Genomic DNA, 20,248 nt, shown 5'->3' with positions numbered 1-20,248 from the left:
ACATTTGGGCAAGCGGGCTGTCAGAGCGTCCGCGCGATCAGCAGCTTCATGATCTCGTTCGTGCCGCCGTAGATGCGCTGGACGCGGGCGTCCTTGTACAGCTGGGCGATCGGATATTCGTTCATATAGCCATAGCCGCCGTGCAGTTGCAGCATCTCGTCGATGGTCTCGCCCTGAATGTCCGTGACCCAGTATTTGGCCATGGAGGCGGTGGCGGCGTCGAGTTTGCCCTGCAGATGCAGGCCGATGCAGTGGTCGGTGAAGACCTTGGCGACGGTCAGCTTGGTCTTGACCTCGGCCAGTTTGAACTGGGTATTCTGGAAGTCGATGACGCGTTTGCCGAACGCCTTGCGCTCCTTGACGTAGGCCAGCGTCGCCTCAAGGCCGCGCTCGGCGGCGGCGACGCCCTGGACGGCGATGTTCAGCCGCTCCTGGGGCAGCTGCTGCATCAGTTGGACGAAGCCCTGGCCCTCGGTCCCGCCGATGATGTTGTCGCCGGGGACCTTCACATCGTTGAAGAACAGTTCGGAGGTGTCGTTGGCCTCCATGCCGATCTTGTGCAGGTTGCGACCACGTTCGAACCCTTCCGCGCCATCGGTCTCGACTACGATCAGGGAGGTGCCCTTGGCGCCCTCGGTCGGATCGGTCTTTGCGACCACGATCAGGAAGTTGGCCAGCTGGCCGTTGGTGATGAAGGTCTTGGAGCCGTTGACGACATAGCCGTTGCCCGACTTGACCGCCGTGGTCTTGACGCCTTGCAGGTCCGAGCCCGCGCCCGGTTCGGTCATGGCGATGGCGCCGACCAGTTCGCCCGATTGCAGGCGCGGCAGCCAGCGCTGCTTCTGCTCCTCGGTGCCGTAATGCCAGATGTAGGGCATGACGATCGCATTGTGCAGCGAAATGCCGAAGTGGTCCGCGCCCTTCCAGCCCAGCTGACGCATCAAGACGACCTCGTGCCGATAGTCGCCGCCAAAGCCGCCGTCCTCTTCCGGCAGCGACAGACCCAACAGGCCCGCCTCGCCCGCGTCGTTCCACAGCTGACGCGGCACCGAGGAGTCGGCGATCCATTGCTGCACCTTCTCAAGCGGCGCGTGCTCGTCGATCCATTTGCCGACGCTGTCGGAGAAGAGGGTGATCTCTTCTTCACGCATGAAATCGGGATCGGGGCTGCCCAGTACGTTCATCGGTTTCGTCCCTGAGGTTCGCGGGCTTTTGCCCATCTGGCCGGTAAGAAAAACGGGCCGGCGAGATCGCCGACCCGTTTCGTTGTCAGTCTGAGATCAGAACGCCTCGGCCGGCATGGCCATCAGCACGTCGGCGCCGGTCTTCATCTTCTTCAGATGGGCTTCGGCGTCGGGTAGGATGCGCTCGACGAAGTAGCGGCCGGTCTGAAGCTTGGTGGCGTAGTAGGGGTCGGTCGAACCGGCCTCGACCTGGGCTTGAGCCACCTTGGCCATCTGCGCCCACATATAGGCCAGAGCCGTCAGGCCGAAGACGTTCAGATAGTCGGTCGATGCGGCGCCGGCGTTGTCCGGATTGGCCATGCCGTTTTGCATCAGCCACATGGTGCCGTCCTGCAGCTTGGCCTTGGCGTCGGCCAGGCCGTCGACGAAGGGCTTGATGGCCTCATTGCCGCTGTTTTCGGCGACAAAGGCGTCGATCTCGCCGAACCAGGTCATGATCGCGCGGCCGCCGTTGGCGGGCAATTTGCGGCCGACCAGATCCAGCGCCTGGATGCCGTTGGTGCCCTCGTAGATCATGGTGATGCGGGCGTCGCGCAGATACTGCGAGGCGGTGAAGTGTTCGGTGTAGCCCGAACCGCCGTGCACCTGCATGCCCAGCGAGGCGACGTGGAAGCCCTTGTCGGTCAGATAGGCTTTCAGCACCGGCGTCAGCAGGCCCATGTAATCCTTGGCCTTCTGGGCGACGGCGGCGTCTTCGGACTTCTCCAGGTCTGCGTGAAGCGCGGTCCACAGGATGAAGGCCTGGCCGCCCTCGACGAAGGCCTTGGACTCCAGCAGCATGCGGCGCACGTCGGGGTGGACCATGATGCTGTCGGCCGGGCCGTCCGGGTTCTTCGGTCCGGTCAGCGAACGGCCTTGCAGGCGGTCCTTGGCGAATTCGACGGCGGCCTGATAGGCGGCGGTGCCGATGGCCAGGCCCTGCAGGCCGGTGCCGAGGCGCGCCTCGTTCATCACGACGAACATATTGTTCATGCCGCGGCCTTCTTCGCCGATCAGCCAGCCCTTGGCGCCGTCGTACTGCATGACGGCGGTGGCGTTGCCGTGGATACCCATCTTGTGCTCGAGGCCGGCGCATTCCAGGCTGTTGCGCTCGCCCAGCGAACCGTCCTCATTGACCAGGAACTTGGGCACGACGAACAGCGACAGGCCCTTGATGCCCGGAACCGCGCCTTCGACGCGGGCCAGCACCGTGTGGATGATGTTGTCGGCGAAGTCGTGCTCGCCCGCCGAGATCCAGATCTTCTGGCCGGTGATCGAATAGGAGCCGTCGCCGTTCGGCACGGCCTTGGTGCGCACCATGCCCAGGTCCGTTCCGCACTGCGGCTCGGTCAGGTTCATCGTGCCCGACCATTCGCCGGTCGCCATCTTGGGCAGATATTTCTGCTTCAGCTCTTCGGAGGCATTGGCGTGGATGCCGGCATAGGCGCCCGCCGTCAGTCCCGGATACATCGAAAAGGCGGCCGAGGCGCCGGCCGTCATCTGACCGAAGGCCGAGGCCACCACGCTGGGCATGCCCTGACCGCCGTAGGCCGGGTCGGCGGCCAGCGCCATCCAGCCGGCTTCGGACATGGCCTTATAGGCTTCCTTCCAGCCCTTGGGTCCCGTCACCACGCCGCCTTCGGCCCAGTGGCAGCCTTCCTTGTCGCCCGGATTGTTGATCGGGGCGATGACCTCGTCGGCGAACTTGGCGCCTTCTTCCAGGATCTGGCTGACCAGATCCGAAGAGACGTCCTGGAAGCCCGGCTGGTTGGTGTAGCGGTCGATCTCCAGCACTTCATTCAGGATGAAGGTGAAGTCGCGGACAGGCGCCTTGTAGGCCATGGATTACGCTCTTGCTTTGAAGGGGTGGTGGTGGTCGTGGTTGAGACGCGCGCGCAGCAGCTTCTCATAATCTTCGGCGCCCGGCAGCAGGTCGGGGCGGTGTTCGGATAGTTTGGACTCCATCCAAGCGCAGGCCTGTTCGGCCGTCTCGATGGCGCCTTCGATATCTTCCAGCTGCTGTTTCAGCGCCGCGATCTGGGCGCGGTGCCGCACCAGGGCCACGGCCATCTGGTGGACGTTGTGATCCTTCTGATCATAGAGATCCATCATGTCCTGGATCTCCTGAAGGGTGAAGCCGATGCGGCGGCCCCTCAGGATCAGTTTCAGCCGGGCGCGGTCGCGCGCGTCATAGACGCGGGTCTGGCCCTTGCGTGCGGGCGTCAGCAGGCCCTTGTCTTCATAGAATCGAAGCGCGCGCGCCGTGGCGCCGAACTCGCGGCACAGCTGGCGAATGGAATAGGTGCGGTGGTCGTCGGCGGTGGCCATACGCCTTCATAACTTGACGTGCGCGTAAAGGGAAGAGGCTTACGCGCACGTAAGGGTAAGCTTTTCTCCCTTACCGGCGATCAGGCATGAAAAAGCCCGGAGCCGGGGGGGAGGCTCCGGGCGCAAACGCCGGACTGCAGGGGGGAGAGGGGTCCGGCGTTCGATCTCTTTCAACCAGGCCTGCAGCAATCAGGTTCTGCGGCGGCCCAGCAGCACCGGGACGGTGATGGCCAGCAGGACGGCGTTGACCGCCGCCAGTCCCAGGTCCTGGCTCAACGCGTGGATCGTCATCATGGTCGCTTCCATGACGATCAGGCCGACCGCCGCCGTCAGCAGCAGGGGGCGACCCACTCGCCACGAGATCAGCGGGCTCAGCACGCCCATGGCCAGAACGATCTCGACCACGCCCAGGCCGCGCACCATGTTCTCGGGCGCGACGGCGGGCCAGCCCATCAGATTGATCAGGTTGGTCATCGGCTCGGTCAGCTTGGCGTAGCCGGCGGCGATGAAGAACATCGCGATCCAGCCCTGCAGCGTCCAAAGGGCGATGTTGGCGTAGGCGGCGCGGTTGCGCGACGGCGCGGTGGTGAAGGTCGAGGTGGTCATCGGGGAGGACGCCTGAAGGTCATGAACGGCTGCGATCCGGTCTTGGGGCGTTCCCAGGGGAGCCGTTCGCTGAAGCCTATATAGCGGCGCTTCAGACGGTTGTCATCATGCGATGACATCAACTGATGACATCAGTTGATGACTTTCTGTTACGGGCCGGGGGCATTGGGCCGATTCCCAATGCCCCACAAGGATTCGCGACGCGCAATTTCAGTCTTCGGGCTGCGGCCCCGGCGTCTGGACGATCAGGTCGCCGGGCTGGCAGTCCAGTTCGCGGCACAGGGCGTCCAGGGTGGAGAAGCGCACGGCGCGGGCCTTGCCAGTCTTCAGGATCGACAGATTGGCCAAGGTGACGCCGACGCGGTCGGACAGTTCGGTCAGGGACATCCGGCGTTCGAGCAGCAGCCGGTCCAGTTGGATCATGATCATGGCGCGCGCTCCTCAGACCGTGGTCAGCTGTTCGTCGCGCATGGCCGACCCTTGCCGGAACACCTCGGCCAGGATGAAGACCACCAGAATGCCCAGCCAGGACCCCAGGTCGAAGTCATAGTCGGATGGTGACTGGCCTATGCTCTGCGGGGCGACGAAGACCAGCAGCAGCGCCGTCAGCTGAATGCCGATCAGGCCGAGACCCACGCCTTGCAGCCGTTTGACGTTGGCGAACTCGAAGGCGTCGCCCTGATTGACCGACAGCAGGATGCGTCGCAGCCGGTTGATGATCCACCAGGTGAAGCCGCAGGCCATCGCCGCGCCGAGGAAGGTCAAGCGTCCGGTCCATTGCAGGGTGTTGCTCGGATCCGCGCTCGCGCCCTTCAGCCCGTCGATCAGGCCTGCGCCGAAGCTGGGTACGATCAGGGTGAACAGGAAGACCAGGATCGTCGCGACAGCGCCGATCATCACGAACACATTGACGAAGCCCAGCAGCCAGCGCAGGGCGCTGGCGACGGAATATTTGCCGATCATCTTCATCTCGAAAGCCCTTCCATTCGGGTCGCCCTCCGCGACCGCCTTGGTGACTATCGATATGGATTTATCGATAAACGGGCAAGAACATTATCGATAAACGAGATGAAGCTTTCGTAAGGTTCGGCGTCAGGCCGTGAAGCCCCAAGCCAGAAGCGCCGCCTCCAACCGATCCAGCTTGGCGTGGAACGGCGCCCAGTCGTCGGCGTCCTCGACGGCGGCCCAGATCGCCTCGACCTCGTCGATCAGCATCTCTTCCGGTTCGCGCGCGGCGAACATCGGATGCTCCAGCCGTTCGATCCGGTCCGGTTCGTGGTCCATCAACGCAAAGCGGAATGCGTCGAAGGCCTCGCCCTGATACCGTTTCGCGCGCGGTCCCGACAGGGCGCGGGCCGAGGAGGCGAAGCCGCCGAACCAGTCGAAGAACAGCGGCTCCCAACGCAGGGCCGCGCCGCCCTCACGCAACAGGGCCAGCGTCGTATCGACCAGCCGCTGATCCGCCGCCTCGCCCAGGCTGTGGACGCCCAGCCGCATCAGGAAGGCGGCGCGCAGTTCGCGGATATAGGCGGGACCGAAGCCGTTCAGCGCATCGGTCAACGGCTCGACCTCGGCGACCAGTTTCAGGCACCCGGCAAGCTGCGTCAGGTTCCAGAACACGGCCTCGGGCTGACGCGCGAAGGCGTACAGGCCCGTCTGGTCGAAATAGGCGGCGATGAAGGCCGGGTCGTATTCGGGCAGGAACCGCCAGGGGCCGTAGTCGAAGCTCTCGCCGGTGACGTTCAGATTGTCGGTGTTCAGAACCCCGTGCACGAAGCCCGCCGCGATCCACCGCGCCGTCAGTTTCGCCGAGGCCTCGACGACCGCCTGCAGCAGGCCGGGCGCATCGCCGGCGGCGACGTCCGGATGATACAGGCTGCGCACATGTTCGATCAGCGCCTCGATCTGGTCCTTGCGCCCCAGATAGGCCGCGCGCTGGAAGGTCCCGAACCGCACATGGCTGTGCGACAGCCGCACCAGAACGGCGGACCGCGTCGGCGACGGCTCGTCTCCGCGCTCCAGCGCCTCGCCGGTCTCGATCAGCGAAAAGGCGCGGCTGGTCGGGACGCCTTGCGCCTCCAGCATCGTCGCCGCCAGAACCTCGCGCACCCCGCCCTTCAGCGTCAGCCGCCCATCGCCCCCACGCGACCAGGGCGTCTGGCCGGTGCCCTTCGTCCCCAAGTCGAGTAGTCGGCCCGACACATCACGCATTTGCGCCGCCAGGAACCCGCGCCCGTCGCCCAGGTCGGGATTGTAGTGCCGGAACTGATGCCCGTGATAGCGCATGGCGATCGGACCGGGTTGGCCCGGCAGGGGCTCGAACCGCCCGAACGCCGCGATCCATTCCGCCTCGCTCAGCCCCGCCAGCCCGACCATGGCCGCCGTGCGGTCGTTGCGAAACCGCAGGATCGTCTGAGGAAAATCTGCGGCCTGAACCGCATCGGCATAGTCCGCGCCCAAGTCAAAGAAGCGCGGTTCGGGGCGATAGTCGGAAGAGACGGGCATGGCAGGCTAGGTGCGTGTCCGAGGAGGGGAGCGCAACCGCGCGCCCTTCTTTCTTTCGTCATCCTCCAGTTTCGACCTGCTCGGCGCAGGATGACGAAGGGATGGGCCAGCCATCCTATTCGCGTGAGGTCAGTCTCGTTTTTTCAATCCCCTATCGCCCGCCAGCATCATCTTCCTGCCCACGCTTCCGATCCGTGCGATCCTGTCTCGGTTCGTCCGCACGAAACGCGTCGCATAGTCGGGGAGGGAGAAATCAGACGAATTAGACGAATTAGACGGTGTTTTTGCCGACGACCGTCTGAATGGGCGTCGGCGCGTCAGCCCGCGCCCAGCAGGTCCGCCCAGCGCCAGCTGCCCTTGCCCAGGGCCAGTTGCGCGCCGCCGGGGCGGTCTTCCAGCTTCAGCACGGCCAGGCCCGTCATGCGCTGGCTCTTGCACTCAGCCGGGGCGAAGGCGACTTCCAGGGCGATGGCCTGGCGCACGCCCGCCAGACCCTTGCCCGCCTGGTTGCGGCTTTGCAGCCAGTCGCCGTTCCAGACCAGGATGGCGCGGCCGTTCGCGTCCATGTCTTGGGACGCAGCGATGACGGCGCGGCGCACGGCTTGGTCGTCGCGCACCGCGTTCTGGACCCAGCGCACCATGTCGCACGCCCCGCCGCCCGAGCCTGAACCCGCGCCGGTCCCTCCCGAACCGCCCGATCCGCCGACGCCCGTTCCGCCGCCGCCGCCCGAACCTGCGCCGACCGTCATGGCGCCGGCGATCTGGGCCGCGCCCAGCAGGGGCAGGGGCGGACCCGGCGGGGCGGGCGCGGCAGGCAGGGGTTCGACGTCGGGCGGGCGTTTGCTCACCACCAGTCGCGGTCGCGCCGCCGCCACGGCTGGCGGTCGCCGCTGGGGCGCGGGCTTGGGCGGCGCAGCCGCCTGGGCGGCGGCGGCCGGCGCGTCGGGCTTTGGCGAGAGATCGGGTGCGATCACGCGCGCGGGCGGCGGCGGAGGCGGCGGGGGCGGCTCGACCAGTTCGACCATCATCGGCGGCGTCTGCGGCGTCTCGACGATCGGCTCCGCCTGGCCGTGCATCAGCAGCGCCAGCCCCAGATGCGCGGCCAGGATCGGCGTCGCCGCCAGCGCCCAGCGCCGTGTGCGCGCCGCGCTCAATCGCCTATCCGTGATGGGAGTTGAACACGCCGCCGCATGGTCATCGGGACAAAACGCCTGTAAAAACCGCCATGCCCCGTTGAAAACATTCGGTCGCGTCAGGAAAGTGGCGTCGTCGTGAATACAACCACGCGACGGCGCAGAGCGGCGATAGATGAGCGTGTCCGCCCTCCGGCATCGGCCGTCGGCGGCGCAACGTCTGCACTGAGTCGATGGTTCCGTGCTCATGCAAGAATAACGCGAATATTCGATGTGCTTATGGTCAAGCTGACATGATGCCGCCCAAAGCGCGTCATTACTCCGCCTTGTCTCATACGCCATTTTCATCTTGCGCATGAACTGGGTGTGGCGCTCCCGGCAAGAAGGAGACAGAACTTGAGCAGATCGAAACTCAGGACGGCGGTCGTCGGCGGCGCCCTCATCGCCCTCGGCTTTGCGGCCAGCGGCTGCGCCAGCCATCGTTTCGTGCGTGATCAGGTCGAAGTCGTCGACAACCGCGTGACCACCGTCGAAGGCACCGCAGGCCAGGCCCTGCAACGCGCCAACGACGCGCACAAACTGGCCGAGGGCAAGTTCCTCTATCAGGTCGTGCTGTCGGACGATTCCGTGAAATTCCCCACCGACGCGGCGGCCCTGTCGCCCGAGGCCGAGCAGCGCCTGGCCCAGTTCGCCCAGCGTCTGCAGGGCGAGAACAAGAACGTCTATCTGGAAATCCAGGGCTACACCGACTCGACCGGCACGCCCGAGCATAACGACCAGCTGGGCGAGCAACGCGCCGAGGCCGTGCGTCGCTTCCTGAACCGCCAGGGCGTCGCCCTGAACCGCATGGCCACCATCTCCTATGGCCAGGAACAGCCGGTGGCCTCGAACGACACGCCCGAGGGCCGTTCGCAGAACCGCCGCGTAACCATCGTCGTCCTGGCCTAAGCCGCCGCGACCTCGAACGCCGGAACGGCGGCCGCCTTCCCAGCGGCCGCCGTTTTCGTTTCTACAGCGTGCTGAAGAAGGCCGGCACGGCCTGCGTCGCCGGCCCGTAAACGCCTTCGTCGAACAGGCGCGCCCCCGACGTCGGCTCCAGGTTGATCTCGACCGTCCGCGCCCCGGCATACTGCGCCGCCTGCACGAACCCCGCCGCCGGATAGACCGCGCCCGACGTGCCGATGGACACGAACAGGTCGCAGGCCTCCAGCGCCCGCTCGATCCGCTCCATCTGAAGCGGCATCTCCCCGAACCAGACGATGTGCGGCCGCATGACGCCTTCGGGATGATGCGGCGAGGCCTCATCCGCCGCCATGTCCCCGGCCCAGCCCATCACTACGCCCGACCGGGTGCAGCGGCCTTTCAGCAGTTCGCCGTGCATATGGATCAGCTCGAACCCGGCGGCCGGCGGCGTCTCTTCATGCGCTCGGTCGTGCAAATCATCGACGTTCTGCGTCACCAGCAGGAAGTCGCCCCGCCACCGCGCCGCCAACGCCGCCAGCGCCCGGTGCGCCGCATTGGGCTGAACCTCGGCCAACTGCCGCCGCCGCTGATTGTAGAAGTCCTGCACCAGCGCCGGATCGGCCGCATAGCCCTCGGGCGTCGCCACGTCCTCGACCCGATGCCCGCACCACAGCCCGTCCGACGCCCGAAACGTCGGCACGCCGCTCTCGGCCGATATGCCGGCTCCGGTCAGGACGACGAGGTTTGTGTGTGACATGACGGCTTCATACCATCTTGCGCCTGCCCTAGAAGAGGAGGGAATCGTTCAGGAGCCCCCGCCATGAAAACCCGCGCCGCCGTCGCTTTCGAGGCCAAACGTCCGTTGGAGATCGTCGAGGTCGATCTGGAGGGGCCGCGCGCCGGCGAGGTGCTGATCGAGATCAAGGCCACCGGCATCTGCCATACCGACGCCTATACGCTGGACGGGCTGGACTCCGAGGGCGTCTTCCCCTCGATCCTGGGGCACGAGGGCGCGGGCGTGGTGGTCGAGGTGGGGCCGGGCGTGACCTCGGTCGCGGTCGGCGATCACGTCATCCCGCTGTACACGCCGGAATGCCGCCAGTGTAAGTCGTGCCTGTCGCGCAAGACCAACCTGTGCACCGCCATTCGCGGCACCCAGGGCAAGGGCGTCATGCCCGACGGCACCAGCCGCTTCAGCTATAAGGGTCAGGCGATCGCCCACTATATGGGCTGCTCGACCTTCTCGAACTACACCGTCTTGCCCGAGATCGCGGTGGCCAAGATCCGCAAGGACGCGCCCTTCGACAAGGCCTGCTACGTCGGTTGCGGCGTGACCACCGGCGTCGGCGCCGTGGTCAATACGGCCAAGGTCGAGCCGGGCGCCAACTGCGTCGTCTTCGGCCTGGGCGGCATCGGCCTGAACGTCATCCAGGGGCTGAAGATGGTCGGGGCCGACATGATCGTGGGCGTGGACATCAACGGCGACAAGGAAGAATGGGGCCGTCGCTTCGGCATGACCCATTTCGTCAATCCGAAGGAGGTTTCTGACGTCGTGGCCCATCTGGTCCAGCTGACCGACGGCGGCGCGGACTACACCTTCGACTGCACCGGCAACACCGTCGTCATGCGCCAGGCGCTGGAGGCCTGCCACCGCGGCTGGGGCGAGAGCGTCGTCATCGGCGTCGCCGAATCCGGCAAGGAGATCGCCACCCGCCCGTTCCAGCTGGTGACCGGCCGCGTCTGGCGCGGTTCGGCCTTCGGCGGAGCGCGCGGCCGCACCGACACGCCCAAGATCGTCGACTGGTACATGGACGGCAGGATCGAGATCGACCCGATGATCACCCACACCTTCGCCCTGGACGACATCAACAAGGCCTTCGACCTGATGCACGAGGGCAAGAGCATCCGCTCGGTCGTGGTGTTCTGACGCCTTGCGCGCCGCCGGGTTCGTTGTTTAAGAAAACGGACTGAAAGAGGGAGGTCTGACCATGTTCACCCACGTCACCGTCGGCGCCGACGACATCGAGGCGTCGCGCCAATTCTATGACGCCGCGCTCGGCGCCCTGGGCGTCGAGCCGGGCCAGGGGCCGGACCCCAAGGGCCGCTACTGGTGGCGCACCCGCATGGGCGCCTTTGCGATCGGCGCGCCGATCGACGGCGAGCCGGCCTGCCACGCCAACGGCGGCACCATCGGCTTTCACGCCAAGACGTCCGAGATGGTCCAGGCCTTCCATGACGCGGGCGTCGCCGCCGGCGGTCGCGCCATCGAGGACCCGCCCGGCGAACGCAAGGGGCCCTTCGGCCCCATGATCCTGGCCTATCTGCGCGATCCGTCCGGCAACAAGATCTGCGCCATGCACAGGCCGGGCTGAAGGCGTCAGCCGGCGGCTTGGGCCTCGCGGTATCGCATGTCGCGCGGACCATGGGCGGCGATGGTCGCACACTGGTCCGCGACGGCCTTTCGATAGGCCGGGCGGTTCAGGCAGCGGTCGAAATAGGCCTGTAGCGCCGGATAGGCTTTGAGCAGGTCCAGAGACGCGGCGATTTTCAGCACCGAACTCATCATCAGGTCGGCGACCGTGAACGTTTCGCCGACCAGCCACCGCCGGTCGCCCAGCGCGAGTTGAAGCGCGGACAATCGCTTTTCGGCGAAAGGCAGAACCTGCGCCCGCCGCACCGCCTTGGCCGCTTCGTCAGGCAGGAAGAACTCAGCCTCGGCGACATTGTTCAGCGCGCCTTCGACACTGTTCAAGGCGGCGAAATACCAGGTCAGAACCTGCGCTCGCTTCGCCGGATCGGGTGGGATTAACACTCCCGCCCGTTCAGCGATGTCCCAGACGATGGCACCGCTTTCGAACATCGGCGGGCGGCCGTCTTCTTCCAGCGTCGGCACCTGACCAAAGGGTTGAAGCGCGCGGTGTTCCGCCGACTTCTGGTCGACTGCATCCAGCAACCGAATTTCGTAGGCCCAGCCCGCCTCGTTCAGGATCCATCGCACGCGGTGATCCCGAACTTGTCCGGCGGCGAAGGGCGGAACCCATTTGAAGGCGGTGACGGTGATCATCGGCTGTCCTCATGGTCGGTCGCGCGCCGACCCTATCACGAGCTTCGCGCATTGCGGACATCGGCAGGTTGCACTAGCCAGATGTCATGACCTTGCAGACCATCAAGACCCACGCCGTCCACGGCGGAACCCTGCGCTATCTGAAGCACGACAGCACAGCGACCGGCACGCCGATGACGCTGTCGGTCTTCACGCCGGCGGGCGAGGGGCCTTTCCCGGTGCTGATCTGGCTGTCGGGCCTGACCTGCACCGAGGATAATTTCACCACCAAGGCGGGGGCCTACCAGGCCGCCGCCGAACACGGCGTCATCATCGTGGCGCCCGACACCAGCCCGCGCGGAGAGGGCGTCGCCGACGATCCCGCCTATGACCTGGGCCAGGGCGCGGGCTTCTATCTGGATGCGACGCAGGCGCCCTGGGCGCCGCATTTCCGCATGGAGACCTATGTCACCGAGGAACTGATCGCCCTGATCGACGCCGAGTTTGCGACCACGGGCGTCCGCTCGATCAGCGGCCATTCGATGGGCGGCCACGGCGCCCTGACGCTGGCGCTGAACCACCCCGACCTGTTTCGTTCGGTCTCCGCCTTCGCGCCGATCTGCTCGCCCACACGATGCGCCTGGGGCGAAAAGGCCTTCACCGCCTATCTGGGCGACGACCGTGCGACGTGGGACCGCTACGACGCCGCCAAACTGATCACCGCCGGCGCGGCGCGCGGCGTCTATGACGACATCCTGATCGACCAAGGCGACGCCGACAGCTTCCTGGCCGAGCAGCTGAAGCCCGAGCTGCTCCAAGCCGCCGCCGACGCCGCCGGCCAGAAGATCACCCTGCGGATGCAGCCGGGCTACGACCACTCCTACTTCTTCATGGCCAGCTTCATCGCCGACCACGTCGCCTTTCACGCCGAACGTTTGAAGACCTGAGCCGTCATCGGTGCTAAGCGGCCGGCATGAGCGCTCCTGATCCCTACGAACCCATGTTTTCCGCCCTGTGCCGCGAGGTGGGCTATTGCCTGCACGCCAAGGGGCAGAAGCGGGTGATCGAGGCGCTGCCAAAGGGGCTGGACGCCGCCGTGCGCGCCGTCTTCGCGGCAGAGGGCGTGGATGAACCCAATGCGCCGGGCGATGTGAAGCGGGCCGTTCGCGATTGCCTGAAGGCGAACTTGCCAGCTTGACCGTTACGGGTCGATAAGTCGGAACAAATCCAGGCGCTGTCGCTTGGGTTTCATGAACGGGCGCCTAGATGAGGCGCATCGGAAACTTGTCGCGAGAGGAACCTCCCATGGCCTTCACCCTGCCCCCGCTGCCCTACGCCTATGACGCGCTGGAGCCGGCCATCGACAAGGAGACGATGACCTTCCACCACGACAAGCACCACCAGACCTATGTCGACAACCTCAATAAGGCCGTCGACGCCGACGAAAACCTGAAGGGCAAGTCGCTGGAGGAAATCTTCACCAGCATCTCCACTGCGCCCAAGGCCGTGCGCAACAACGGCGGCGGTCACTGGAACCACAGCCTGTTCTGGGAACTGCTCGCCCCGGCCGATCAGGCGGGTGAGCCCTCGGCCGAGCTGAAGGCCGCCATCGACGCCGATCTGGGCGGCATGGACAAGTTCAAGGAAGACTTCAACGCCGCCGGCGCCGCGCAGTTTGGTTCGGGCTGGGCCTGGCTGATCGTGCAGAACGGCAAGCTGAAGATCACCTCGACCCCGAACCAGGACAATCCGCTGATGGACGTCGTGGACGAGCGCGGCGAGGTCATCCTGGGCGCCGACGTCTGGGAGCACGCCTACTATCTGAAATACCAGAACCGCCGCGCCGACTATCTGAAGTCGTTCTGGACGGTGGTGAACTGGAACAAGGTCAACGAACTCTACGCCGCCGCCAAATAAGGCCGGTCCAGCTTAGAGACCGAGAGATGACGACGCCCGCCGGAACCTCCGGCGGGCGTTTTCGATTGCGTCATCGCAAACGGAGATCGAAGCGATGCGGATGATGATGACGGGGGCTGCTTTCGCGGCTCTGATGCTGGCGGCCTGTAACCCCAACGCGAACGCGCAGAAGCCCGGCGATCCCGCGCCGCCCAACCCCACCCAGACCGTCGCGGCCCCGGCCGAGAAGCCGGTCTATCGCTTCAAGATCGGCGCGCTGGACGCCATCGCCCTGTTCGACGGCGAGAACCCGGTCAAGAACGACAACCAGACCTTCGGCGTCGGCCTGACGCCGCAGGCGGTCGCCGCGCCGCTCACCGCCGCCGGACAGCCGGCCGATCCGATCATGCTGGAAATCCATCCGCTTCTGGTCAGGAACGGCGCCCGCACGATGCTGTTCGACACGGGCCTGGGCGAGGGCAAGGGCCAGTTGATGGACAGCTTGCAAAAGGCGGGCGTCGATCCGGCCTCGATCACCGACGTGCTGATCTCGCACGGCCACCCGGACCATGTCGGCGGCCTGATCCGCAACGGCGGCCTGGCCTTCCCCAATGCAGCGATCCGGATGTCGCAGGCGGAATGGGCGTCCGTCCGCGCCAATCCCGAACTGGCCGATCTGGTGCGGATCATCACGCCCAAGGTCCAGGCCTTCGAGCCGGGCGGCGAGGTCGCGCCGGGCGTCCAGTCCCAGGACACGGCCGGCCATACGCCGGGCCACGTCGCCTATCTGATCGCCGATGGCCAGAACCAGCTACTCTACACCGGCGACCTGATGCATCACTGGATCCTGTCGGTCGAACATCCGGACTGGAAGGTCGGCTATGACGACGATCAGGCGGCAGGTCTGAAGGCGCGGCTGGACGAGGTGACGGCGCTGCGCAACTCCGGCGCCCACATCTACGCCTATCACTTCCCCTTCCCGGGCCTGGGCAAGGTGGCGACCCGCGAAGGTCGGGCGATGTTCATCTCCGAAGCCCAGTCTGCAAAGGATTAGGCCGCGAAGGACTAGATGCGAAGATCCACGCCGTGCCGGGTGCGCTCGTTCATACGCTCGGCATGGTGCTGGCGAACCATACGGCGCTGGCGCAGCATCTCATGGATACCGTCTGCGAGATCGAGCAGTTGATGATCGCTCAAAGGCTCGACCAGATCGACCAGCTGCGTCTTCAGCGTTTGCATGGCCTTGTCGGACAGGCCGGTCTGAAAGCTGTTGGGTTCGGTCTGCATTCCACTCCTCCTTGTCCTCATGCGTGGTTCGGTTGCGTCAAGGGAAGGGTGGGGCGACGGGATCGTTCCATTCCATCGTGCTTAACGGCCCGCCGTGCTTGACTCCGCCGTCCTCGCTGGCCATAAGCGCCGCCTTCCACGGGTCCGCTTCGGCGGAGCTGGGATGAATGACGGAAGATGCGTGGACCGCCGTTGAGATCGCATTCCCAATCCAGGGGATGCCGGGCCGTATCGTCGAAAAGAGAATAGAATGTCCAAGCGCCACAGCGCCAAGTACAAGATCGACCGGGCCATGGGTGAGAACCTGTGGGGCCGCGCCAAGTCGCCGGTCAACAAGCGTTCTTACGGTCCCGGCCAGCACGGCCAGCGTCGCAAGTCCAAGGTTTCGGACTTCGGTCTGCAACTGAAGGCCAAGCAGAAGCTGAAGGGCTACTACGGCAACATCACCGAAAAGCAGTTCGCCAAGACCTATGACGAGGCCGCCCGTCGCAAGGGCAACACCTCGGAAAACCTGATCGGTCTGCTGGAATCGCGCTTGGACGCCGTCGTCTACCGCGCCAAGTTCGTCCCGACCGTCTGGGCCGCTCGCCAGTTCGTCAGCCACGGCCACGTCCTGGTCAACGGCAAGAAGGTCGACATCGCCTCCTACCGCGTGAAGCCGGAAGACGTCGTCACCGTGAAGGAAAAGTCCCGCAACATGGCTCTGGTGCTCGAAGCCCAGCAGTCGTCAGAACGCGACGTGCCGGATTACCTGGAACTGTCGGACCGCTCGTTCTCGGTTCGCTACGTCCGCGTGCCGGAACTGTCGGACGTGCCGTACGCCGTGAAGATGGAACCGAACCTGGTCGTCGAATACTACGCTTCGTAAGCGGAGTTTTCTTCAGAGCGGCTATCGGCCTTCGGCCTACTTGAGCCGCTTCTGGATTTGAGTTTGGAGGGCCTCGGATTCGTCCGGGGCCTTTCGTTTTTATCCTGTTCCCTCCAAGGGCGAACAGGCGCATTCTCGGCCGGTTCAGGCTTTGAGGCAGGGGAGGTCGTCAGTTGCGCGACTCCATCATGAAACGCTTGGCTTTGATCGCCGCCGTATCGGCGGGCCTGGCCGCCTGCGCCAGCCGCGGCGAGCCCACCGTCTCCACCGCGGGCATGCCCGGCGCGCTGGAGCCGATCCACGCCGCCGCCTTTACCAAGGACCAGGCCGTCTTCTGGGTCAGTTCGAACGGCTGCACGGCCAAGGAAGACCTGATCCCGATCGTCAGCCTGCAGGGCGGCAGCGCCGTCATCACCCTGCGCCGCATCGACGAGGACAAGTGCAAGCAGGACCTGGTCCAGGGCGTAGAGCTGAAGTGGTCGTTCGAGGAGCTGGGCCTGACGCCCGGCTCGCCCGTCAGCGTCAACAACCCCTATCAGATGCCCCGCTCCTGAAAACGGCCGTAGCGTTTCGTTAAGCCTGTTCGAGCGCGTCTGATTAAGCAACGTCCGTTACGACGACAGACCGTCCCCCCAAGGTCTGTAGCTTCATGCGCTTCTTCACCTGCCTGACCGACGACCATAATCTCTGGCTCGTCGCGTTGGCCGCCGGCCTGTGCCTGATCGGTTCGATCATCACCTTCCGCCTGTATCGCCGCCTGCGCGCCGCCGAAAAGGGCACGCGTCTGGCCTGGGCCTTCATGGGCGCGGTGGCGACCGGGGCGACGATCTGGTGCACCCACTTCGTGGCGATGATCGCCTATGAGCCCGGCGTCACCATCACCTATGGCCCCGTGCTGACCGGCCTGTCCCTGGGCGTCGCCATCGCCGGCAGCGCGCTGGCGCTCTGGGTGGCCTCGCGCCGGATGCCGGCCTCGGCCGAGATCGGCGGCGTGCTGTTCGGCCTGACCGTGGTGGCCATGCACTATACCGGAATGGCGGCCTTTGCGACCGACGCCGTCATCCACTGGTCGGCCGCCTATGTCGCCGCCTCCGTGGCGGGGGCGGTCGTCCTGGGCGCCCTGGCGTTCAATCGCGCCCGACAGTCCGGCAAGGTCGTCCCGGTCGTGCTGATGGTCCTGGGCATCGTGGCCCTGCACTTTACCGGCATGGCCGCCATGACGATCGTACCGGTCGGTGCGTTGGTCGATATGGGCGCCGTCGGATCGACCAATCTGGTCCTGGCCTTCGCCGTCTCCGCCGTCGGATTGATGATGCTGGGCACCGGCGTCGCCAGCCACGCCTTGGACGTCCAGTCCCGTCTGCAGGCCAAGGCGCGCCTGGATCACCTGATCGAGGGCAGCGTCGATGGCATGGTGGTCGAACAGGACGGCGTGATCCTGGCCGCCAACGCCGCCTTCGCCGATCTGGCGGGTGTCCCTCACCACGCCCTGATCGGCGAACCGCTGTCGCGCTGGATCGCCGGCGTCGCCGATCTGGCGGTCAACGGCCTGAGCCAGTCCAAACTGGTCGCCGAAGGCGGGGCGGACATCCCCGTCGAGATCGCCGTGCGCCGCGACTGCGGTATGGATCACGTCATGATCTACGCCGTGCGCGATCTGCGCATGCGTCAGGCGCAGGAGCGTCGCATCGCCCATCTGGCGCGCAACGACGGCCTGACCGGCCTGCCCAACCGTTCGTCCTTCCTGGAATGGCTGACGCGCCAGACCGCCGATCTGACCGTTCCGAGCAAGGTCGCCCTCTTGGCCATGGACCTGGACCGGTTCAAGGAGGTGAACGACGTTCACGGCCATGCCGCCGGCGACCAACTACTGATCCAGATCGCCGAACGGATGCGCGCCTGCCTGCGCCACGACGAGTTCATCGCCCGCCTGGGCGGGGACGAGTTCGTCGCCGTCGTGTCGATCCAGCACAAGGACGACGCCTTGGATCTGGTCGCGCGCCTGCGCGACGCCGTCACCGCCCCGGTCGTGCTGGACCATGCCGAGGTCGCCTGCGGTCTCAGCACCGGCATCGCGATCTGGCCTGACGACGCCCACGACCCGTCCGCCCTGATCAATGACGCAGACCTCGCCATGTACCGTGCCAAGGCCTCGCTAGGGACCGACGTCTGCTTCTACGAGGAGGAGATGGACGAGGCGGTGCGCAATCGACGTCGCATGGCCCAACAGATGCGCGAGGCCCTGGATCAGGGCCAGTTCAGCCTGAACTGGCAGCTTCAGGCCGCCGTCGATACCGGCGACATCACGGGCTATGAGGTGCTGCTGCGCTGGATCCAGCCGGATGGGACCTTCATCTCGCCAGCCGACTTCATTCCTCTGGCCGAAGAGAACGGCCTGATCCTGCCGATCGGCGAATGGGTGCTGCGCACCGCCTGCGCCGAGGCCGCCAGCTGGACCGAACCGCACAAGATCGCCGTCAACCTGTCGCCGGTCCAGCTGGGCCACGTCGACCTGCCGCGCCTGGTGCATCAGGTCTTGGTCGAGACCGGCCTGGCGCCGTCGCGGCTGGAGCTGGAGATCACCGAGACGGCCATGATCACCGACATGGAGCGCACGACCCACGTCCTGCGTCAGTTGAAGCTGCTGGGCGTCTCCATCGCCATGGACGACTTCGGCACCGGCTATTCATCGCTGTCGACCCTGCGCGCCTTCCCGTTCGACAAGATCAAGCTGGATCGCTCCTTCATGTCCGAACTGGACGGCGGACCTCAATCGGCCGCCATCATTCGCGCCGTCCTGGCCCTGGGCGAGAGCCTGCATATCCCCGTCCTGGCCGAGGGCGTCGAGACGCTGGAGCAGCTGGCCTTCCTGCGCGACCAGGGCTGCGACGAGGTCCAGGGCTATCTGCTCGGCCGCCCGCAGAAGACGGCCGAGGCGGAAGTCCAGGCGGCCGCACGGGTCTTGTGGGCCGTCGATCCTTCGATGGAAAAGGCCGCCTGATCAGGCGGGAGTGTTGGCGCGATCATAGGCGGGCCAAACGCCCTTGGCGGCGCCGCGATACTGGACCGGCAGGCCTTCATCCTCACCCAGGGCGACGGCCGCGTGGTGCGCCCAGTGCGGGTCGTCCAGCGCCGCGCGGGCGATGGCGATGAAGTCCGCCTGACCGGACGCCACGATGTCCTCGGCCTGCTGCGGATCGAAGATCATGCCGACGGCCATGACATTGGCCTGCGGCGTCGCCGCCTTCACGGCCTGGGCGAACCGCAGTTGATAGCCCGGCTCGCCGCCCGGAATCTTCGCCTGCGCGACGTTGCCGCCCGACGTCAGGTGCAGATAGTCATAGCCCATGTCGTGCAGCGCCTGACCAAGGGCCGTCACCTCGTCCAGGGCGATGCCGCCCTCGACCCAGTCCGAGCCGTTGAAGCGCACGCCCAGCGCCTTGGTCCGGGGCCAGGCGTCGCGCAGGGCCTGCGCGACCCGCAGCGGGAAGCGCGCCCGGTTCTCGTACGATCCGCCGAACTCGTCGGTGCGGTGGTTGGACACCGGCGACAGGAACTGGGTCAGCAGATAGCCGTGGGCGGCGTGCAGTTCGACCAGATCGAACCCGGCGCGGTCCGCCCGCCGCGCCGCGTCCTCGAAGGCGGCGACGACGCGATCCATGTCGGCCGGGGTCATGGCGGTTGGTGTGTGCCAGTCATCTTTGAACGGTTCGGCCGAGGCGCTGAAGGTTTCCCACGCGCCGTCTTCGGCCTTCAGGGCGCCGCCGCCCTTCCACGGCGCGCTGGTCGAGGCCTTGCGTCCGGCGTGAGCCAGCTGGATGCCGATCGGGGTGTCGCTGTAGGTGCGGATGTCGCGGATGATCCGGGCGAAGGCCTCTTCCTGGACGTCGTTCCACAGGCCGGTGTCGTCCGGCGTGATCCGTCCCGCCGCCTCGACTCCCGTGGCCTCGACAATGACCAGTCCCGCGCCGGAGATCGCCAGTCGTCCCAGATGCTGCACGTGCCAAGGCTGGGGCACGCCGTCGATGGCCGAATACTGGCACATCGGCGCGATGGCGACGCGGTTCTTCAGCGTCAGGGGGCCGACGGCGCGGGGCGAGAACAGCTGGCTCATGAAGGACGATCCGTGGGGCAGGAGAGGGGGGACTGTAGCTATGGCGGTTGCGGTCACGTTCAACCCCGATCCTTTCCGATTGTTCACCCAGCTTTCCGATTATTCACGTGTGCGCGCCGGGCCCGCGCGGCACAAAAGGGTCAAGCTTCAACTGGGGAACACACCAATGCTTCGTCTCGCTCTCGCCATCGCCATCGCCGCCCCGCTGCTGTCGGGCTGTATCATCGTCTCGACTGAAAAGCCGACCACGCGCGTCATCACCGCGCCGGCCTCGGGTCGGTG

The 20,248-nt window shown here is 66.0% G+C and carries 22 protein-coding genes; 10 read left to right on the top strand and 12 right to left on the bottom strand.

Annotated elements, in window-relative coordinates; genetic code table 11:
* Window positions 1-20: 20 nt before the first annotated feature.
* The 8 genes from QRN13_RS03380 to QRN13_RS03345 all read right to left on the bottom strand — a co-directional run bounded on the left by QRN13_RS03380 (window position 21) and on the right by QRN13_RS03345 (window position 7,816).
* Window positions 21-1,184, bottom strand: a complete 1,164-nt coding sequence (locus tag QRN13_RS03380) for an acyl-CoA dehydrogenase family protein (protein WP_284876849.1) — start codon at window positions 1,182-1,184, stop codon at window positions 21-23.
* 96 nt (window positions 1,185-1,280) lie between these two features.
* Window positions 1,281-3,065 (bottom strand): acyl-CoA dehydrogenase C-terminal domain-containing protein, encoded by a 1,785-nt coding sequence (locus QRN13_RS03375; protein ID WP_174085315.1) that lies wholly within the window; start codon window positions 3,063-3,065, stop codon window positions 1,281-1,283.
* A 3-nt stretch (window positions 3,066-3,068) separates the two neighbouring features.
* On the bottom strand, window positions 3,069-3,551 hold the full coding sequence (locus QRN13_RS03370) for a MerR family transcriptional regulator (RefSeq protein ID WP_039244783.1): 483 nt from the start codon (window positions 3,549-3,551) through the stop codon (window positions 3,069-3,071).
* A 189-nt stretch (window positions 3,552-3,740) separates the two neighbouring features.
* Entirely contained in the window at window positions 3,741-4,157 is a 417-nt protein-coding gene (locus QRN13_RS03365) for a DoxX family protein (RefSeq protein WP_165118137.1), read from the bottom strand.
* Window positions 4,158-4,367: 210 nt separating this feature from the next.
* Window positions 4,368-4,586 (bottom strand): helix-turn-helix domain-containing protein, encoded by a 219-nt coding sequence (locus QRN13_RS03360; RefSeq protein WP_039244779.1) that lies wholly within the window; start codon window positions 4,584-4,586, stop codon window positions 4,368-4,370.
* A gap of 12 nt (window positions 4,587-4,598) precedes the next feature.
* Window positions 4,599-5,126 (bottom strand): DUF2975 domain-containing protein, encoded by a 528-nt coding sequence (locus QRN13_RS03355; RefSeq protein ID WP_055754022.1) that lies wholly within the window; start codon window positions 5,124-5,126, stop codon window positions 4,599-4,601.
* Window positions 5,127-5,249: 123 nt separating this feature from the next.
* On the bottom strand, window positions 5,250-6,662 hold the full coding sequence (locus QRN13_RS03350; protein ID WP_284876848.1) for a protein adenylyltransferase SelO: 1,413 nt from the start codon (window positions 6,660-6,662) through the stop codon (window positions 5,250-5,252).
* Between the two features lie 317 nt (window positions 6,663-6,979).
* Window positions 6,980-7,816 (bottom strand): hypothetical protein, encoded by an 837-nt coding sequence (locus QRN13_RS03345; protein WP_284876847.1) that lies wholly within the window; start codon window positions 7,814-7,816, stop codon window positions 6,980-6,982.
* 375 nt (window positions 7,817-8,191) lie between these two features.
* Between QRN13_RS03345 and QRN13_RS03340 the strand changes: the two genes are divergently transcribed.
* Window positions 8,192-8,743 carry an OmpA family protein gene (locus QRN13_RS03340; protein WP_039244254.1) on the top strand — a complete coding sequence of 184 codons (552 nt, stop codon included), beginning with the start codon at window positions 8,192-8,194 and terminating at the stop codon, window positions 8,741-8,743.
* 61 nt (window positions 8,744-8,804) lie between these two features.
* On the opposite strand, the gene QRN13_RS03335 is transcribed toward QRN13_RS03340, so the two are convergent.
* Complete coding sequence (locus QRN13_RS03335) at window positions 8,805-9,515, bottom strand: NAD-dependent deacylase (protein WP_284876846.1); 711 nt, start codon at window positions 9,513-9,515, stop codon at window positions 8,805-8,807.
* A gap of 63 nt (window positions 9,516-9,578) precedes the next feature.
* Between QRN13_RS03335 and QRN13_RS03330 the strand changes: the two genes are divergently transcribed.
* Together QRN13_RS03330 and QRN13_RS03325 are read left to right on the top strand one after the other, a co-directional pair.
* On the top strand, window positions 9,579-10,685 hold the full coding sequence (locus tag QRN13_RS03330) for an S-(hydroxymethyl)glutathione dehydrogenase/class III alcohol dehydrogenase (protein WP_284876845.1): 1,107 nt from the start codon (window positions 9,579-9,581) through the stop codon (window positions 10,683-10,685).
* A gap of 61 nt (window positions 10,686-10,746) precedes the next feature.
* Window positions 10,747-11,130, top strand: a complete 384-nt coding sequence (locus QRN13_RS03325; RefSeq protein WP_284876844.1) for a VOC family protein — start codon at window positions 10,747-10,749, stop codon at window positions 11,128-11,130.
* Between the two features lie 5 nt (window positions 11,131-11,135).
* Here QRN13_RS03325 and QRN13_RS03320 read toward each other — a convergent pair whose 3' ends face one another.
* Window positions 11,136-11,822 carry a glutathione S-transferase family protein gene (locus QRN13_RS03320; RefSeq protein ID WP_284876843.1) on the bottom strand — a complete coding sequence of 229 codons (687 nt, stop codon included), beginning with the start codon at window positions 11,820-11,822 and terminating at the stop codon, window positions 11,136-11,138.
* Between the two features lie 86 nt (window positions 11,823-11,908).
* Between QRN13_RS03320 and fghA the strand changes: the two genes are divergently transcribed.
* From fghA to QRN13_RS03300, 4 genes are all read left to right on the top strand, one after another.
* Window positions 11,909-12,748, top strand: a complete 840-nt coding sequence (gene fghA / locus QRN13_RS03315; protein ID WP_284876842.1) for an S-formylglutathione hydrolase — start codon at window positions 11,909-11,911, stop codon at window positions 12,746-12,748.
* Window positions 12,749-12,774: 26 nt separating this feature from the next.
* Window positions 12,775-12,999, top strand: coding sequence for a hypothetical protein (locus QRN13_RS03310; protein WP_017504686.1), 225 nt, complete (start codon window positions 12,775-12,777; stop codon window positions 12,997-12,999).
* Between the two features lie 107 nt (window positions 13,000-13,106).
* Entirely contained in the window at window positions 13,107-13,718 is a 612-nt protein-coding gene (locus QRN13_RS03305; RefSeq protein WP_017504687.1) for a superoxide dismutase, read from the top strand.
* A gap of 94 nt (window positions 13,719-13,812) precedes the next feature.
* The gene (locus QRN13_RS03300) at window positions 13,813-14,751 is read left to right on the top strand and encodes an MBL fold metallo-hydrolase (RefSeq protein ID WP_284876841.1); all 939 of its coding nucleotides are present in this window, start codon (window positions 13,813-13,815) and stop codon (window positions 14,749-14,751) included.
* Between the two features lie 11 nt (window positions 14,752-14,762).
* Here the strand turns inward: QRN13_RS03300 and QRN13_RS03295 are convergent, their stop codons facing one another.
* Complete coding sequence (locus tag QRN13_RS03295) at window positions 14,763-14,984, bottom strand: hypothetical protein (RefSeq protein ID WP_153925935.1); 222 nt, start codon at window positions 14,982-14,984, stop codon at window positions 14,763-14,765.
* A gap of 250 nt (window positions 14,985-15,234) precedes the next feature.
* Here QRN13_RS03295 and rpsD point away from each other — a divergent pair, with 250 nt between their 5' ends.
* From rpsD to QRN13_RS03280, 3 genes are all read left to right on the top strand, one after another.
* Entirely contained in the window at window positions 15,235-15,852 is a 618-nt protein-coding gene (gene rpsD, locus QRN13_RS03290) for a 30S ribosomal protein S4 (RefSeq protein ID WP_055806141.1), read from the top strand.
* Between the two features lie 188 nt (window positions 15,853-16,040).
* Window positions 16,041-16,406 carry a hypothetical protein gene (locus QRN13_RS03285; RefSeq protein WP_284876840.1) on the top strand — a complete coding sequence of 122 codons (366 nt, stop codon included), beginning with the start codon at window positions 16,041-16,043 and terminating at the stop codon, window positions 16,404-16,406.
* A 95-nt stretch (window positions 16,407-16,501) separates the two neighbouring features.
* Window positions 16,502-18,853: a bifunctional diguanylate cyclase/phosphodiesterase gene (locus QRN13_RS03280; RefSeq protein ID WP_284876839.1), complete on the top strand. Its 2,352-nt coding sequence runs from the start codon at window positions 16,502-16,504 to the stop codon at window positions 18,851-18,853.
* Here the strand turns inward: QRN13_RS03280 and QRN13_RS03275 are convergent, their stop codons facing one another.
* Window positions 18,854-19,966, bottom strand: coding sequence for an NADH:flavin oxidoreductase/NADH oxidase (locus tag QRN13_RS03275; protein ID WP_284876838.1), 1,113 nt, complete (start codon window positions 19,964-19,966; stop codon window positions 18,854-18,856).
* Window positions 19,967-20,248: the final 282 nt, after the last annotated feature.

The sequence above is a fragment of the Brevundimonas sp. MEB006b genome (assembly GCF_030209705.1).
In the GTDB taxonomy this organism is placed as follows: Bacteria; Pseudomonadota; Alphaproteobacteria; order Caulobacterales; family Caulobacteraceae; genus Brevundimonas.
The sequence above is the reverse complement of the archived record's forward strand: the minus strand, read 5'-3'. Positions and strand labels throughout refer to the sequence as shown.

Excerpts from the sequence above, each read along its gene's own strand:
- QRN13_RS03280 (WP_284876839.1), top strand. The coding sequence starts at position 16,502 with ATGCGCTTCTTCACCTGCCTGACCGACGACCATAATCTCTGGCTCGTC.
- rpsD (WP_055806141.1), top strand. The coding sequence starts at position 15,235 with ATGTCCAAGCGCCACAGCGCCAAGTACAAGATCGACCGGGCCATGGGT.
- QRN13_RS03335 (WP_284876846.1), bottom strand. The coding sequence starts at position 9,515 with ATGTCACACACAAACCTCGTCGTCCTGACCGGAGCCGGCATATCGGCC.
- fghA (WP_284876842.1), top strand. The coding sequence starts at position 11,909 with ATGACCTTGCAGACCATCAAGACCCACGCCGTCCACGGCGGAACCCTG.
- QRN13_RS03330 (WP_284876845.1), top strand. The coding sequence starts at position 9,579 with ATGAAAACCCGCGCCGCCGTCGCTTTCGAGGCCAAACGTCCGTTGGAG.
- QRN13_RS03325 (WP_284876844.1), top strand. The coding sequence starts at position 10,747 with ATGTTCACCCACGTCACCGTCGGCGCCGACGACATCGAGGCGTCGCGC.
- QRN13_RS03285 (WP_284876840.1), top strand. The coding sequence starts at position 16,041 with ATGAAACGCTTGGCTTTGATCGCCGCCGTATCGGCGGGCCTGGCCGCC.
- QRN13_RS03355 (WP_055754022.1), bottom strand. The coding sequence starts at position 5,126 with ATGAAGATGATCGGCAAATATTCCGTCGCCAGCGCCCTGCGCTGGCTG.
- QRN13_RS03380 (WP_284876849.1), bottom strand. The coding sequence starts at position 1,184 with ATGAACGTACTGGGCAGCCCCGATCCCGATTTCATGCGTGAAGAAGAG.
- QRN13_RS03320 (WP_284876843.1), bottom strand. The coding sequence starts at position 11,822 with ATGATCACCGTCACCGCCTTCAAATGGGTTCCGCCCTTCGCCGCCGGA.
- QRN13_RS03350 (WP_284876848.1), bottom strand. The coding sequence starts at position 6,662 with ATGCCCGTCTCTTCCGACTATCGCCCCGAACCGCGCTTCTTTGACTTG.
- QRN13_RS03365 (WP_165118137.1), bottom strand. The coding sequence starts at position 4,157 with ATGACCACCTCGACCTTCACCACCGCGCCGTCGCGCAACCGCGCCGCC.
- QRN13_RS03305 (WP_017504687.1), top strand. The coding sequence starts at position 13,107 with ATGGCCTTCACCCTGCCCCCGCTGCCCTACGCCTATGACGCGCTGGAG.
- QRN13_RS03295 (WP_153925935.1), bottom strand. The coding sequence starts at position 14,984 with ATGCAGACCGAACCCAACAGCTTTCAGACCGGCCTGTCCGACAAGGCC.
- QRN13_RS03375 (WP_174085315.1), bottom strand. The coding sequence starts at position 3,065 with ATGGCCTACAAGGCGCCTGTCCGCGACTTCACCTTCATCCTGAATGAA.
- QRN13_RS03370 (WP_039244783.1), bottom strand. The coding sequence starts at position 3,551 with ATGGCCACCGCCGACGACCACCGCACCTATTCCATTCGCCAGCTGTGC.
- QRN13_RS03275 (WP_284876838.1), bottom strand. The coding sequence starts at position 19,966 with ATGAGCCAGCTGTTCTCGCCCCGCGCCGTCGGCCCCCTGACGCTGAAG.
- QRN13_RS03310 (WP_017504686.1), top strand. The coding sequence starts at position 12,775 with ATGAGCGCTCCTGATCCCTACGAACCCATGTTTTCCGCCCTGTGCCGC.
- QRN13_RS03300 (WP_284876841.1), top strand. The coding sequence starts at position 13,813 with ATGCGGATGATGATGACGGGGGCTGCTTTCGCGGCTCTGATGCTGGCG.
- QRN13_RS03360 (WP_039244779.1), bottom strand. The coding sequence starts at position 4,586 with ATGATCATGATCCAACTGGACCGGCTGCTGCTCGAACGCCGGATGTCC.